Annotated in this window: 13 protein-coding genes and 1 tRNA gene; 10 read left to right on the forward strand and 4 right to left on the reverse strand. The window is 40.0% G+C overall.

Annotated features, from left to right (window positions below):
• Positions 1-86: 86 nt before the first annotated feature.
• The gene (gene rlmE, locus ACWIT3_RS08680) at positions 87-716 is read right to left on the reverse strand and encodes a 23S rRNA (uridine(2552)-2'-O)-methyltransferase RlmE (RefSeq protein WP_457162325.1); all 630 of its coding nucleotides are present in this window, start codon (positions 714-716) and stop codon (positions 87-89) included.
• Between the two features lie 266 nt (positions 717-982).
• Between rlmE and pstS the strand changes: the two genes are divergently transcribed.
• The 8 genes from pstS to phoR all read left to right on the forward strand — a co-directional run bounded on the left by pstS (position 983) and on the right by phoR (position 9461).
• A complete protein-coding gene (pstS, locus tag ACWIT3_RS08685) occupies positions 983-2017 on the forward strand; it encodes a phosphate ABC transporter substrate-binding protein PstS (protein ID WP_457162326.1) in 1035 nt (344 codons plus the stop codon).
• A gap of 55 nt (positions 2018-2072) precedes the next feature.
• A complete protein-coding gene (pstC, locus tag ACWIT3_RS08690) occupies positions 2073-3038 on the forward strand; it encodes a phosphate ABC transporter permease subunit PstC (protein ID WP_457162327.1) in 966 nt (321 codons plus the stop codon).
• Complete coding sequence (pstA, locus tag ACWIT3_RS08695; RefSeq protein WP_457162328.1) at positions 3038-3880, forward strand: phosphate ABC transporter permease PstA; 843 nt, start codon at positions 3038-3040, stop codon at positions 3878-3880. Before pstC ends, pstA begins: the two co-directional genes overlap by 1 nt.
• 18 nt (positions 3881-3898) lie before the next feature.
• Complete coding sequence (gene pstB, locus ACWIT3_RS08700) at positions 3899-4678, forward strand: phosphate ABC transporter ATP-binding protein PstB (protein ID WP_046340033.1); 780 nt, start codon at positions 3899-3901, stop codon at positions 4676-4678.
• Positions 4679-4755: 77 nt separating this feature from the next.
• A complete protein-coding gene (locus ACWIT3_RS08705) occupies positions 4756-6612 on the forward strand; it encodes a glycine betaine ABC transporter substrate-binding protein (RefSeq protein WP_457162329.1) in 1857 nt (618 codons plus the stop codon).
• Complete coding sequence (locus ACWIT3_RS08710) at positions 6609-7430, forward strand: ATP-binding cassette domain-containing protein (RefSeq protein ID WP_457162330.1); 822 nt, start codon at positions 6609-6611, stop codon at positions 7428-7430. Before ACWIT3_RS08705 ends, ACWIT3_RS08710 begins: the two co-directional genes overlap by 4 nt.
• 43 nt (positions 7431-7473) lie before the next feature.
• The gene (gene phoB, locus ACWIT3_RS08715; RefSeq protein WP_457162331.1) at positions 7474-8169 is read left to right on the forward strand and encodes a phosphate regulon transcriptional regulator PhoB; all 696 of its coding nucleotides are present in this window, start codon (positions 7474-7476) and stop codon (positions 8167-8169) included.
• Positions 8166-9461 carry a phosphate regulon sensor histidine kinase PhoR gene (gene phoR / locus ACWIT3_RS08720; RefSeq protein ID WP_457162332.1) on the forward strand — a complete coding sequence of 432 codons (1296 nt, stop codon included), beginning with the start codon at positions 8166-8168 and terminating at the stop codon, positions 9459-9461. The genes phoB and phoR overlap by 4 nt, the downstream gene beginning before the upstream one ends.
• Positions 9462-9515: 54 nt before the next feature.
• On the opposite strand, the gene ACWIT3_RS08725 is transcribed toward phoR, so the two are convergent.
• From ACWIT3_RS08725 to uvrB, 3 genes are all read right to left on the reverse strand, one after another.
• Positions 9516-11285, reverse strand: a complete 1770-nt coding sequence (locus ACWIT3_RS08725; RefSeq protein WP_457162333.1) for a TadE/TadG family type IV pilus assembly protein — start codon at positions 11283-11285, stop codon at positions 9516-9518.
• 631 nt (positions 11286-11916) lie between these two features.
• Positions 11917-12696, reverse strand: coding sequence for a hypothetical protein (locus ACWIT3_RS08730; RefSeq protein WP_457162334.1), 780 nt, complete (start codon positions 12694-12696; stop codon positions 11917-11919).
• A gap of 14 nt (positions 12697-12710) precedes the next feature.
• Positions 12711-14744: an excinuclease ABC subunit UvrB gene (uvrB, locus tag ACWIT3_RS08735; protein WP_457162335.1), complete on the reverse strand. Its 2034-nt coding sequence runs from the start codon at positions 14742-14744 to the stop codon at positions 12711-12713.
• A 398-nt stretch (positions 14745-15142) separates the two neighbouring features.
• On the opposite strand from uvrB, the gene ACWIT3_RS08740 reads away from it, so the two are divergent.
• Together ACWIT3_RS08740 and ACWIT3_RS08745 are read left to right on the forward strand one after the other, a co-directional pair.
• Positions 15143-15218 (forward strand) — tRNA-Asn (locus ACWIT3_RS08740).
• A 180-nt stretch (positions 15219-15398) separates the two neighbouring features.
• On the forward strand, positions 15399-16367 hold the full coding sequence (locus tag ACWIT3_RS08745; protein WP_457162336.1) for a calcium/sodium antiporter: 969 nt from the start codon (positions 15399-15401) through the stop codon (positions 16365-16367).
• Positions 16368-16415 lie beyond the last annotated feature (48 nt).

The following is a 16415-nucleotide window of genomic DNA, read 5'->3' on the forward strand; positions in this document are numbered from 1 at the left end:
AAGATTACTATATTTGTTATGAAATTGGAAATTATCCTATCAATAGCCATTAGCTAGCAATCATGACATGTCAATATTGCGCTATTCTACTGTTTATAGCCTGTTGCAACAATATACACCTCACGAGAACGCCCTCGAGAAGCCTCAGGTTTCCGTACTTTTACAACACTAAAGAGAGAACGAATCTCTTTTAAGTATTCATCAAAACCTTCACCCTGAAAAACTTTGACGACAAAACTACCTTTTGTCGCTAACACCTGTTTGCACATATCCAGTGCCAGTTCTACTAAATACATAGCGCGTGGAATATCAACGGATGGCATGCCGCTGAAGTTTGGTGCCATATCAGACATCACCACATCGACTTTCCCGTCACCAACACGTTCTAACAGTGCGGCTAACACATTTTCATCACGGAAATCGCCCTGCAGGAAATCCACCCCCACGATAGGATCCATTTCTAAAATGTCACAGGCAATCACGCGTCCCTTATCGCCAATTTGTGTCACCACATATTGCGACCATCCGCCTGGCGCAGCGCCCAGATCGACAACCGTCATACCAGGCTTAAATAAACGATCCGTTTGTTGAATTTCATCTAATTTAAAATACGCGCGCGAACGCAATTTCTGCTTATGTGCTTTTTGCACAAAAGGATCGTTAAAGTGTTCATTTAACCAGCGAGAAGAACTTGCTGAACGTTTTTTCTTTCCCATAAATGACTTCTATTATTTAAACGTTTTTTGAATATGGGGCATTATACACAAGTTTCAAGGCTAATTTAGTAGAAAAAATAGATTGCCGAATAATTAATAATAAATCTCCTCTCACATTCTCTTCTTGTAGAAAACTTGCAGAAAAATCACCGCACTTTATCTGTACAAAGTTGCCTTTAAACTGTCATAAAACTGTCATATTTGCATTCTACAATGGCTCCCGCTACCACGAGGTAGTCGTTGAAAACTCAAAAGGAGTAATGTTTATGACAAAACGTGCAATGCTTTTATCGATTGTTTTAGGTGCATTCACTTTCACCGCCAACGCAGAAACGATTACAGGTGCGGGGGCGTCTTTTCCTTACCCAATCTATGCCAAATGGGCATCCATGTATGAAAAAGAAACGGGCAATAAAGTTAATTATCAATCTATTGGATCTGGTGGTGGACAGCAACAAATCATCGCGAAAACCATTGATTTTGGTGCTTCCGACGATCCAATGAAAGCCGAACTACTCACACAACATCAACTTCTCCAATTCCCTGCCATTATTGGTGGCACAGTGCCTGTCGTGAATATCCCTGACATCAAAGCTGGGGAACTCAAACTGTCAGGCAGCCTCCTCGCCGATATTTTCTTAGGCAAAATCAAAAAATGGAACGATCCCGCAATCGCTGCACTGAATGATGGCATTGCACTGCCCGATAAAACGATCATTGTCGTCCATCGCTCTGACGGTTCTGGCACAACATTTGGCTGGACCAATTACTTATCAAAAATCTCAACAGAATGGCAAGAAAAAGTAGGACAAGGGAAATCAGTGAAATGGCCAACGGGTCAAGGTGGTAAAGGTAATGAAGGCGTTGCGGCTTATGTTAGCAAAATCAAGTATTCCATTGGTTATGTGGAATATGCGTATGCTAAACAAAATCACTTAGCTTGGACAGCGTTACAAAATAAAACTGGACACTTTGTTCAGCCTTCTGGCGATAGCTTTATGGCGGCAGCGGCCAATGCCAATTGGGAAAGTGCGGTTGGCATGGGCGTAATTTTAACGAATGAAGCAGGAGAGAAATCCTGGCCGATCACCGCAGCTAGCTTCATTTTGTTACATAAAAACGCAGAAAAACCAGAACAAACTCAATCCGTCTTTCGTTTCTTTGATTGGGCATTTAAACAAGGTAAACACGCTGCTACAGAACTTGACTACGTCCCCTTACCAGATGAAGTTGTCAAGAAAATTCAACAACAATGGAAAACGGATGTAAAAGCAACGAATGGAGCGGTTATTTGGCAATAAGCGCTTAGGGCAGAGAGATTCTGCCCTAATTATTCACGCAAATAAGAAGGTGATTATGTCACGCGATCATAAAACACAAACAGAACTGAATAAGCTAAATCATCACATCATCGAACTTTTTTTTAAAAACATGACACGTTTTTTTGCCGTGTTAGTTTTTTTGCTGTTAGCTGCAGTGATGATTTCATTAGTAGTAGGAAGTTGGGATTCACTACGTCAATTTGGACTCGCTTTTCTTTGGACAAACGATTGGAACCCAGTACAAAACAGCTATGGTGCACTGGTTCCTATTATTGGTACGTTAATTACTTCATTATTAGCATTATTGATCGCTGTGCCAATTTCTTTTGGGATTGCCATCTTTCTCACAGAATTAGCACCTGAATGGTTGAGACGCCCGATTGGTACAGCAATCGAAATGCTGGCTGCCATTCCTTCAATTATTTACGGAATGTGGGGATTATTTATTTTTGTTCCGCTCTTTCAAGAACATGTCCAACCCACTCTCATCGACTGGTTTGGCGAAATTCCCGTATTGCACTACCTTTTTTCTGGTGCCCCTTTTGGTATCGGCTTATTCACCGCAGGTTTAGTCCTCGCCATCATGATTATTCCGTTCATCGCGTCAGTAATGCGTGATGTATTTACTATTGTGCCAGCAATCTTAAAAGAATCCGCTTACGGTTTAGGTGCAACCACCTGGGAAGTCATGTGGAAAGTGGTCTTACCTTATACCAAAACAGGTGTCGTGGGTGGAATGATGCTGGGTCTTGGACGGGCATTAGGTGAAACCATGGCTGTCACGTTTGTGATCGGTAACGCCTTCCAATTACCAGAATCCTTATTCTCACCGTCAACCTCCATTGCTTCTTCGATTGCTAACGAATTTAACGAAGCAAGTGGGCTACAAAAAGCTGCCTTAATGGAACTTGGTTTGATTTTATTCTTAATTACAACGGTTGTGTTATCACTCTCCCGTCTCTTAATTATGCGTATTGAGAAAAAAGAAGGACGTCGCTAATGAGTAAAACTCACTTTCATTGTCGTAAACTGAAAAATAAATTAATGTTAACCCTCTCATTTCTTGCGGTGGGATTCGGGTTATTTTGGCTATGTTGGATTCTTTTTACCTTAATTACAAAAGGCATCCCTGCTCTGTCTATGCAGCTTTTCTTACAACCAACACCAGCACCAAATGAATCAGGCGGCTTACTCAATGCCATCATTGGCTCCACAATGATGATTATCGTCAGTACAGCGATCGGTACACCTATCGGAATTCTTGCGGGAACTTACTTGGCAGAATATGGACGCTATAGCAAATTAGCACAAGTGACGCGGTTCCTCAATGATGTCCTCCTTTCCGCACCATCGATTGTCATTGGCTTATTCATCTACGCTATTTATGTGTCACAAGTCAAACACTACTCAGGCTGGGCGGGGTCATTAGCCTTAGCAATGATCATGATCCCAGTCATCGTACGTACGACAGATAATATGCTCAATTTAGTCCCCAATAATTTACGCGAAGCTGCTGCCTCGCTAGGTTGCCCACAATGGCGCGTTATCACCATGATTTGTTATCGCGCAGCGCGTTCCGGCATTTTAACTGGCGTACTGCTCTCGATCGCTCGGATTTCTGGCGAAACTGCACCGCTCTTATTTACCGCCTTATCAAACCAATTCACCTCTTTTGATATGAATGGTCCAATGGCAAATATTCCTGTGGTGATCTACCAATTTGCCGCCAGCCCGTTCCAAGATTGGAATGAACTCGCTTGGGCAGGCGCTACCTTAATCACCCTATTTGTTTTATTACTTAACGTTTTTGCTCGTGTTTTCTTTCCACAGAAAACAAAATAATCCATGGAGATACGAAGAATGGCTCATCAGATTGTTAAACTAGAAGACACAAAATTAGAAATTAATCAGCTTAACTTCTACTACAATGAATTTCATGCGTTAAAAAATATCAATATGCGCATTGCCAAAAACAAAGTGACCGCGTTTATTGGTCCATCTGGTTGTGGTAAATCCACTTTACTGCGTTCATTTAACCGCATTTTTGAGCTCTATCCGAATCAACATGCGACTGGTGAAATTAAATTAGATGGCGAAAACTTGTTAACGTCCCCAATGGACATTTCCTTAATCCGTGCCAAAGTGGGCATGGTGTTCCAAAAACCGACACCTTTTCCAATGTCAATTTATGACAACGTGGCATTTGGCATCCGTTTATTTGAGAAATTAAGCAAATCGGAACTCAATGACCGCGTAGAATGGGCACTCACCAAAGCAGCGCTTTGGAATGAAGTAAAAGGCAAGCTCCACCAAAGTGGTGATAGTCTTTCTGGCGGACAACAACAACGTTTATGTATTGCTCGAGGGATAGCCATCAAACCTGAAGTCCTGTTACTTGATGAACCCTGTTCAGCATTAGACCCTATTTCCACGGCAAAGATCGAAGAGTTGATTTCCGAATTAAAACATGATTATACCGTTGCCATGGTCACACATAATATGCAACAAGCTGCTCGTTGTTCTGACTACACTGCGTTTATGTATTTAGGCGAATTAATTGAATTTGATGAGACTCAAAAAATCTTTGATAAACCACAAATTCAGCGTACTGAAGATTACATCAAAGGACGAATGGGCTAACCAATCGGAATAATCCATTGCATCTAAGATGTATTTGATTACAATTTGCGATACCTAATCATCGAAAAGGATTCAACATGAACAGCTTAAAATGCTTAGGTATCGCGTTTTTTTTACTCTTTAGTGGCACGCTTTATGCCTGCGATACCGACAAGCCAATCAAGTTAGGCGCATTAGATTGGGAAAGTGGACAATTTTCTACCGCACTTTTGGATCTAATCTTACGTGAAGGTTATGGATGCCAAACAGAAATCGTACCCGGTGCAACCCATGCCTTAGAAACAGCATTAGTACAAGATGACATTCAAATTATCGCAGAACAATGGGTTGGGCGCTCCCCGATTATTGAACAGGGACAACGTGAAGGAAAAGTACAAATTATCGGTGACACACTCAAAGGTGGTGCAACACAAGGTTGGTATATTCCACGTTACGTAAAAGAACAATATCCAGAATTAGATCAGGTACAGGATCTCGCGCAATTTGCTCACCTTTTTTCTGATCCCGAACAACCTCACAAAGCGCGTTTCCTGAATTGTCCAACGGGCTGGACTTGTGAAATATTTAATACACATCTCTTAAACGCGACTGGACTCAGCCAACAATTCAACAATGTGCATCCTGGCACAGGAGCCGCATTGGATGCTGAAATTGCCTCAGCATATACACAGCAAAAACCAATTCTTTTTTATTATTGGCAGCCGACGGGATTGATGGCGAAGTATGAATTTTCTCCGATTCATTTCCCTGCTTATCAAGCGACATGCTGGGAGCGTCTATTGCGCCCCACAAATAACACCACACCTTGCATAAGCGGCTTTCCTCACTCTCAACTTGCCATGTCCGTTTCAAGCCATTTCGCGACACATCATCCTGATTTAGTGGCGTTAATAAACCAGATCCAATTGGAACCTCAGACATTAAATCAAGCAATATTAGAGATGACGGAAAATAAGCGTCATGGTTTAGAACAAGCCCATCTTTTTTTACAACATTCACCACAAATATGGCAACCTTGGCTTGCGCCTACCGCTCGTGAAAAATTACAGCAATACTTACAACAAAATACGGCATCAGACAGCGTATTTGCTGCCTGGTCCATTGCAGAAAAACTGAACCATGCTTTAGTCAATACCGTCCAAGACTATGGCAGCCATTTCCGCCAAGTGAGCCAATTTTCCCTAGACTATGTATTAATTCCAGTGGAAAAAACACTTGAATCAATTCCCACCTGGATCATGTTATTACTTGTTGCGCTCCTTGCCTGGCACGCGACTCGTCAAGTTTGGTTTGCGCTACTCTGCAGCGCAGGATTCTATTTAATTGGTGCATTTGGACTTTGGATCCCGTTAATGCAAACCTTAGCCCTGCTCATTGTTTCTGCTTTTTTCATTATTTTACTTGGTATCCCAATTGGCATCCTTATGGCATCAAACAAAAGGCTCCACCAAGTGTTACAACCTGTCTTGGATGTAATCCAAACCATGCCAAGTTTTGTGTACCTAATCCCTGTACTGATGCTATTTGGTATCGGCAAAGTGCCTGCGTTATTCGCGACAGTCGTATATGCGATTGCTCCCCTGATCCGCTTAACTGCGCTCGGTATCCGCCAAGTCAGCCCACAAATGATCGAAGCTGCACAATCATTCGGAAGTACACGCTGGCAATTATTACTCTGGGTACTGCTACCACAAGCCAAAGCCAGTATTCTCGCAGGCATCAATCAGGCAGTGATGATGTCTTTAGGGATGGTTGTTCTCGCCTCAATGATTGGCGCAAAGGGATTAGGTGAATACGTGCTACAAGCTATCCAAACACTCAATATTGGACAAGGTGTAGAAGCGGGCACCGCCATTGTGATCTTAGCTATTATCATCGACCGCATTACACAAGCCTACGGACGTGGGCAACACCATGAGAGTGAACATAAATGACACAAATTACATTTAAAAATATCAACAAAATTTATGGTAAAGCCTGTCACCAAGCACTCAGTCTCCTCAAAGACAATGCGTCAAATGCTGAGATCTTTCAAGCAACAGGCTGTCAAATTGGATTACGCAATATCAATTTACAAATTCACGGTAACGGGATCTTTTGTATCATCGGTTTATCTGGCTCAGGGAAATCCACACTCGTGCGCCATATTAACCGTCTTATTGAACCAAGTTCAGGCGAAGTCTGGGTATGTGACACCAACGTCACGGCGTTAAATCCACACGCATTACGCCAATTCCGTCAACAACGTGTGAGTATGGTGTTTCAACATTTTGGCTTATTACCTCACTTAACTGTGAGACAAAATGTAGCTTATGCGTTAAAAGTACGAGGTATAGCAGAAAAAGCGCGTCAACAACAAGCAGACTACTGGTTAAACGAAGTCGGATTAGCGGGATACGAAAACGCCTATCCTGCCCAACTTTCAGGCGGTATGCGTCAACGCGTAGGATTAGCAAGAGCATTAACTGCAGATACCGATATTGTTCTCATGGACGAAGCCTTTTCTGCGCTTGATCCACTGATTCGGATCAAATTACAGGACTTAGTCTTAGACTTACAGCAACGATTAAATAAATGTATTGTATTTATCACGCATGACATTGATGAAGCAATAAAAATGGGCAACCAAATTGCCATTTTAAATGAAGGAGAGTTAGTTCAAGTCGGCAGACCACAGCAATTACGTTACCACCCCGCGAATGACTATGTGGCAGAATTTATGCAAACCGCGAAATGTAACCACATAGGCTAAAAATAGTTAAAAAAGAAACCGCACTGACATAAACGAGGAAAGCATGACAAAAATATTAGTTGTTGAAGATGAAAGCGCGATTCGAGAAATGATCGTTTTATTCTTGACCCAGCAAGGTTACGAGATGATTGAAGCATCAGACTATCAAAGTGCGATCAAAAAACTCGCTGAAAAACCGCACTTGATTTTATTAGATTGGATGCTACCAGGACGTTCTGGCATCCAGTTAATTCAATTTCTCAAGAAAAACGAAGAAACTAGCACCATTCCCATCATCATGCTGACCGCGCGTAGCGAAGAAGAAGACTGTATTACATGCCTAAATACTGGGGCTGACGATTATATTACTAAACCTTTTTCACCGAAAATATTGCTCGCTCGCATCGAAGCCGTAATTCGCCGCGTGTACGAACAAAGCAGCCACCTGATCGAAATTGATGGGCTTAGTTTAGATCAAGATGCGCTACGAGTCTGTTACAACAAACAACCGATCACCTTAAGCTCCACCGAGTTTAAATTACTCAAATTTTTCATGACTCACCCCGAAAAAGTCTACACCAGAGAGCAGCTACTGGATTTCATCTGGGGAAATGATATTTATGTGGAAGATCGAACGGTTGACAGCTATATCCGCCGCTTACGCAAAAGCCTCGAACACTATGGTTTCGATCGCTACATTCAAACTGTTCGTGGAGCGGGGTACCGTTTTTCGAGTCAACTACAGGATGACAGCAAATGAAAAGAACCTTTTCCAGTAAATACCTCGCCATCGAATTAATCCTTGCTGTTGCGGTGGCAAGTCTGTTTTCTTATTTTGCCCAATCCTTTTCATTTTGGTTCATTATCGCCTTGATTTGCTTACTCGTGTTTCATCATTACAACGAGTTTAAGTTACTCAACATGCTCACTCCCGAAGAAGTACCAACTAAAAAGAAAACCCTTTTGTTAGAAAACATTTCTCAAACGACCGCCTATTACAAAAGTAAAAACCGTCGGGACAAAATCAAAGCCCTACGTTTACTTTCAAAGTTAAATAAAAATATTCAATATTTACCTGATGCGATTTTAATTTGTGACCAATCGGGCACGATTTCTTGGTGTAATCATGCCTCACAAGAAATGTTTTTGTTTTACTGGAATAAAAAAGTTACCCATAAAAGTATCTTTAGTGTGATTTTTTACAATGAATTTAAACATTATTTTTATCAAACGGTACGCAAACGCCCTTTAGTCTTATTAACCAATGAAAATCGTTATATTGAAATGAATATTCATCAAGATGACAATCAATCCCGTGTCATCATCGCGCGAGATGTCACACAGATGATCCGCTTATTGCATTCTCGTCAAACGTTTTTATCCAATATTAACCATGAATTGCGTACGCCACTTACTGTATTACAAGGTTATCTAGAGCTACTTGAAGCGGAGCCCAATCAAAGTGCGCTGACTCAAAAAGCACTACATGCGATGCAAGAACAAAGCAAACGGATGGCAAACTTATTGCACCAACTCAACTTACTGGCGAAAATTGAAAATGCCTCGAATACAGAACATGACATCATCAATATGTCACGTTTAATTCTAAATCTAAAAGAAAACGCCACGTTTTTAAATCACTACGATCATCAAATCCATTTTGAAATTACCCCTGATATTTATGTCCGAGGCGATGAAAGTCAGCTACAAAGTGCGGTATCCAATTTAATTTACAACGCGATAAAACACGCAGGACAACATTGCCAAATCAACATTCGTTGGCAATACTGTGAGCAAGGCGCAGAGTTCAGTGTACAAGACAATGGCATCGGGATCGCCCAACATCATTTATATCATTTAACGGAGCGTTTTTACCGTGTCGATGAGTCGCGCAGTAACCAAACAGGCGGAAATGGCTTGGGGCTGGCAATCGTCAAACACGCCCTTGAACATCACCATTCCCAATTGCAAATTGAAAGTGAAGAACAAAAAGGCAGCCGTTTTTCTTTTATTCTTCCAAGCCATCTGTTAGCTAAACGCCCTAACCAATAGCCAATAAAAAAATCTCTTAGTTGCCTAAGAGATTTTTTTGAGTTAGCTACCTATTTATTTTTTTACAATTTTCTTTTTAGCATTTGCTGCACGTCCCACTTCTTCATCTAAGCTGATGATTTGTTGGAAGCTCTTTAACAATTGTTCCTTATTATTAACTTGATAATAATGATTACCAACACACGCTTTCCAAGCGTCTACCTGACTTTGAGGTGGGTTATAACCAAATGCAACAAATGCAATACGCGTTGGTAAACTCGGAAAGTTTTTATCTTGCAATGAATTGATTTGCTCCTTGATTGTGTTACATAATCCACCCTCAAATAATCTAACTAAAGTTTTATCTGATGGCTGATTGTCTACACCATCAGACAATACTAAAAGGATACGCTGAGTATTACTTTTTGCTTGTTGAGGTTGAGCATTAATATTTTCATTTTTATTCATCATAACATTAGCACCAATAATCAATCCTGATGTGGCGGCTGTTCCGCCTTTTGGATTAACTTTTTCTAATGCCCCAAAAATATCTGGGTTACTTTTATCAAACCAAGCTTGTGTAGTTTCAGTCCCTTGATTTCCACCTAAACAAAAGCGTTCATCAACAAATTTAATCTCATAATCTTTATTATCTCCAGTAAACGTTTTTACATGTTCAACCGTATTCTTAACATCAAGAAAATTATCAAAAACACGATTCACTGTGTCCCAATCCCCTATTTTTAATGCTTCTTTAAGGAGTTTTTTAGGTTTAGCTTCAACTTGACACATTTCATTAACATTACTTGAACCATAATAGTAATCTGTTTTACATGAATCTCCACTGTTAACTTCATTAGCAACCCCATCATATTCTCGGTAAAAATAACGATATCGATCTTGTCTATCTAATACTAATTTTTTGACAAAGAATTTCTTTTTCTCATCTTTTAGATAATAAGGTAAAACACAATTATATTTATCACCTTTTTGTCTTGCTCCTGCAGCAAAAGTCGTAAATCCCATACGGTTATATGGACTCACTCCTTCAACTTCTCCTTTAGGAAGAAGAATCTCAGAAATTTCTTTAACAACATTACGTAAAATATCTATTTTACGATGTGGTGGATAAGCTGTTACTTCGTCTTTCCCGACCTCCCATAACATCGAGGCAGAAAAATCAGACACTAACATTAAATCTATCGGGGCAGTTAAACCATTTTCTTTCACCGCCATAGACATCCCCGATGAAATCGGTAAACGTCCAGCTACTGTTTGTGGCTTCACTAACTGCTCACTCAAGGGTAACCAAAATTGACGGTGAATATCCCCATTCACTACACAAGTTACGGTTTTCGTTGGACTTTGAATCTCCGTTTTAGCACTAATATCTTGATCACAGTGATAATAAAATGGTTTTGGAATAGTCACGGGCTTATCTACCTGTTGATATCCATTTGGTAAAGAACGATCTTCAGAACGTAAATAGACTTTGACCATACCATGAATCATTTCTAAATTGCGCTTATCTTGTTGTGCCTCAATTTGAGAGCCTTGATGCTGTACAATATCCTCACTTGAAACACTCTGTTGAGTTACGTCATTATGTTTTTTATTTTTTCTAAACTTGTTATTCTCAGCTACCAGCATCAGTGCGGCTTGTTCTGTTGCTTGTGCTAGGCGTGCTTTATCTAACAAGATCCCCGTACCATCTACGGCAAAAGCAATGGCAACTAATAACGGAAAGGTGAGCAATGCGGTCATCACCGTATAAACACCATGTTGATTTCGATAAAATCGTTTTATCACAGAATAATAGTGATAAATTAAGTCATTTTTTTTCATAATAAATCCATTTAACTTTTAACTTCTCATTCAATGAGAAATAAACACACAATATAAAAAGACGCGATGATTATCGCCTGATATTATTTACTTCACTGAAAAGAAGAAATAAAAAATAACAGGCAATCATATTACATCTTAATCGTACGGAAGGGAGGGAAAAGAGATAGGCATGATATTTTAAATAGAAACATTGAATAACGCTATTAATGACCAATCTTAGTACCTCATCACCTAATAGAGATCAGCATACGTTTAGTATGCATTCCATCAGTATTATACTCACTATCTAAAATGAATTACGACACTTTACTCTTAAATAAGAAAATAAAAGGGCGAATGAATTTTACTGCAAGATGCCTCAAGATAAAAATAAAATAATCATTAAAATGCACCAACCAATGAAAAAATAAACAAAATAAAGACTAAAAATAATCAGAATAATATGATTAATAACGCAGCCTATTATTTATTAAACAAAAAGAACCACCATCGTTCTCTTTATTTAAACAATGAAGTTCCTATTATTTTTAAAATAATAACTCGGTAGGAAAAAAATAACGCGTTGTTATACACGAAGACATTCGCCTGTGGACTTTTTTCTTCTTGAATGCCTTCGTTCAATGCAATACTAGGCTTTACCAAAAAATTCCAAGACATTCTGTCGAATGGCTTTTACAGGGAATTTAATAAACAGTTGCCATCTCGCTTCGGAATAAAAGGGTTGATGAAAGGGTTTTAGTCGATGATAGACTTGAAAAGATTCCTCTCGACGCCCTAAGCGATATAATGCCTCTGCCCAAATTAGCTGTGTTTTGGCATACATATTCATGTCGTCTTCGGCAGAAACAAGAGAACAAGTTGCAATACAATCTTGATAGCGTTTTAGTTGTTTTAAGATGAGCGCAGCATTGGTTTTCGCCGTCGCGAACAAAGTCGCACCATCTCGTTGTTTAATCGAATCCAGCAATGTCAGCGATGCCTCTACTTTATTTAAACTCAGCAATACAGAGCTTAAAAAAAGTTTATCCTCCGCATCTACACTGGCTTGGCGAGAAAAGTCTGCATATAACTGTTCCAAATCATCAAATTTTTTCAAATTAATGAATAAATTAGCAAGTTGCATTTGTGCAGAACGGTATACGGTTTTATTTTCATTTGGGATACTGCGATAAATCTCAACCACATGTTCAAAATGTCGTGACATTTTTACTGGTTTTTCTTTTTCTAACAGTTCTAATAACGCGGCTTTTTGTATTTGAATCAAATGATACAAATCGCGTTCGGCGGTGATATCAATATCCATCTTCTCTAACATTAAGAGCGCCGCTTTCACTTTTTTTTGTTTGGCTAATTCAATTGCGGGACCCGCAACCGCTAAAAATCGTTGGCTTAATTTGTCATCCATCATTTGTCACTCATATTTTACACTTCAAAAAAATGCTCACGCAGTTGATGTAATTGATCACGTACTGCCGCGGCTTTTTCAAATTCCAGATCCTGCGCATATTTATACATTTGCTGTTCAAGCTTTTTAATTTGTTGTTGATATTCTTTTGGTGTTTGCGGCATTTGATAAAGTGCGGTAGGTTCGCTGACTTTTTTACTTGTCCGATTGGCTTTCGCTTTATTCGCTGCCCCTTGCCCAATATCCAGCATCTCTCCCACTTTTTTATTCAGTGCTTGTGGCGTAATACCGTGCGCTTCGTTATATTTCATTTGTTTTTCACGGCGGCGATTCGTTTCACCAATGGCTTTTTCCATGGAGTTCGTCACGCGATCTGCATACAAAATCGCTTTTCCTTTTAAGTTACGCGCCGCACGTCCTATAGTTTGAATTAATGAACGTTCCGAACGTAAAAACCCTTCTTTGTCTGCATCTAAAATGGCAACTAAGGATACTTCGGGAATATCAAGCCCCTCTCTTAATAAGTTGATCCCGACCAGGACATCAAATTCGCCTAAACGCAGATCGCGAATAATTTCTACCCGTTCCACTGTGTCAATATCGGAGTGCAAATAACGTACTCGAATGCCATGTTCTGCCAGATAGTCGGTTAAATCTTCCGCCATTTTTTTCGTGAGTGTTGTGACCAAAACGCGCTCATTTTGGTCCGCTCTTTGACGCGCTTCCGATAATAAATCATCGACTTGAATCGCCACGGGACGAATTTCAATTTCAGGATCCAACAAGCCCGTTGGACGCACAACTTGATCGACGATTTCCCCCCCTGATTTTTCTAATTCATAAGGTCCTGGCGTCGCAGAAACATAGATCGTTTGTGGGGCTAAACGCTCAAATTCTTCAAAACGTAGTGGACGGTTATCCAAGGCAGAAGGTAAACGAAAGCCGTATTCAACAAGGGTTTCTTTACGCGAACGGTCGCCTCGGTACATTCCGCCGATTTGTGGTACGGTGACGTGCGATTCGTCAATAATCAATAACGCATCTGCTGGCATATAATCAAACAGTGTTGGTGGCGGTTCACCCTCTTGGCGTCCAGATAAATAACGTGAGTAGTTTTCAATCCCTGAGCAATACCCCAATTCATTCATCATTTCAATATCAAATTGTGTCCGTTGAGTAATCCGCTGTTCCTCAAGCAATTTATTATGTTCTAATAAGAATTGCTTACGCTCGGTTAATTCCGCTTTAATTTTCTCAATAGCATCTAAAATTCGTTCACGCGGTGTGACATAGTGTGTTTTGGGGTAAATGGTATAACGCGGCACTGTACCAAAACCGCTTCCAGTGAGCGGATCAAACAGGGTTAAGCGTTCAATTTCATCATCAAACAATTCGATACGAATCGCACGATCATCTGATTCTGCTGGGAAAATATCAATGATTTCACCACGAACACGGAAAGTACCACGTTGAAATGCCTGATCATTACGGGTGTATTGTAATTCCGCTAATTGCGCAAGAATTTGGCGTTGGTTAATGATGGCGCCCGTTTGTAAATGCAACATCATTTTGAGATAGGAATCGGGATCGCCCAAACCGTAAATGGCAGAAACCGACGCCACAACGATGGTGTCGCGACGCTCTAAAAATGACTTCGTTGCTGATAAACGCATTTGTTCAATTTGGTCATTAATTGAGGCATCTTTTTCAATAAACGTGTCGCTACTTGGTACATAAGCCTCGGGCTGATAATAATCATAATAAGAAACAAAGTACTCTACGGCATTTTCTGGAAAAAACGCTTTCATTTCTGCATAAAGCTGGGCTGCCAATGTTTTATTCGGGGCAAGCAACATTGCAGGTCGGTTTAATTTGGCAATCACATTCGCAATCGTAAACGTTTTACCTGAACCTGTTACACCAAGTAAGGTTTGGTGCGCAAGACCATTTTCTAACCCATCGATCAATTGTTGAATTGCTTGGGGTTGATCACCTGAAGGCTGAAAATCAGAGTGAAGTATAAAAGGTTTGGTATTAATTTTATGTGCCATATTCTCTCATACACATGATTTAGAAGTGCGGTCAATTTTAACATAATTTCAAGTGAAATCTTGATTTAAAAAAGCTAGGTTTTACACAGAGTTATAATTGTCAAGATTTAAACCTCTCAAATTTGAAAAAAATTTTAAAAATTTTTGTGGAGTTTTAATAACTCATTGATAAATAAAAAGATGTCATTTTACAACCAATTCAATAATGAAACAGAATAACACCAGTAATGACCTAGCTTTTGCGAGTTTTTTGCATAATAACTCACAGAGTTATCCACAGCCTCTGTGGATATAAAAATAACCAGAAAAAAAGAGCACTTTTTTGTTTTCTTACGGTTGACAAGGGGTAGCAAGCACATTATCATACGCCACCTAAATTCTTTGTGATACAGAATTCTTCCTCCTTAGTTCAGTCGGTAGAACGGCGGACTGTTAATCCGTATGTCGCTGGTTCAAGTCCAGCAGGAGGAGCCAATTTTTTCTTTTGGTAAACTTTTATTTGTCTCCTTTTATAAAAGTTTCTTTTTGACCAAAAGAATTTGAGCCCATATCCTCCTTATGGGCTTTTATTTTTTTATCTCTCATCTTCTCTTTCCCAACGTTTACAGATATGATACGCGTCCTAATTTGACTATTTTTTATATAGGATTTCAGATGTTACTCGAAGCTTCTCTTGCGATTGTGATTGGATTAATTATTTTAGTCTGGAGTGCAGATCGCTTTGTGGACGGTTCCGCGGCATTAGCCCGTTATTTAGGAATGTCGCCACTCTTAATTGGTATTTTAATTATTGGTTTTGGCACATCTATGCCAGAAATGGTGGTATCTGCTTTATCGGCATTTAACGGTAGCCCAGGTATTGCCTTAGGTAATGCGTACGGTTCGAATATTACAAATATTGCCTTAATATTAGGGATTACAGCCCTGATTAAACCGCTTGGCGTTCACGGTAGCGTCATTAAAAAAGAACTCCCTATTTTGCTTGCTGTGACAGGCTTATCCGCTTACTTTTTATTAGACATGGATATCACAAGATGGGAAGCCAGTTTATTATTAGTGCTTTTCACGGCTTATGTGGTATGGACCATTTGGTCAAGCAAAAAACAACGCGCATCCGTTCAAGCCGCCTATGAAGAAGCGGACGCTGTACAGCAGATTTCCTTTAAAGCTGCACTATTTTGGCTTATCGCAGGACTACTCTTATTGATGGTGAGCTCTCAATTACTCGTTTGGGGCGCAATTAAAATCGCGAACTATATTGGTGTAAGCGATTTAGTCATTGGACTGACTGTCGTTGCCGTCGGTACATCATTACCTGAAGTTGCTGCCTCCATTGCAGCAGCACGCAAAGGGGAAGTCGACCTCGCGGTTGGTAATATTATTGGTTCAAATTTGTATAATACGTTAGCGGTCGTTGGATTAGCGGGTGTGATTATGCCAATTCAAGCTGAACAGGAAGTTCTTTCACGTGATATGCTCGTCATGTCTTCACTCACGATTGCGCTCTTTGTACTCGGCTTTTTCGCTTACAAACGCCATCGTCCTATTGGACGACTTGCTGGTTTTCTCTTTTTGAGTAGCTACATTGGCTACACGCTTTATCTGATTCAAACCGCACTTTAAAATGAAAAAAGCAGATCATTACGATCTGCTTTTTCATATTTCTGCCAT

This window comes from Pasteurella sp. P03HT (assembly GCF_054052285.1).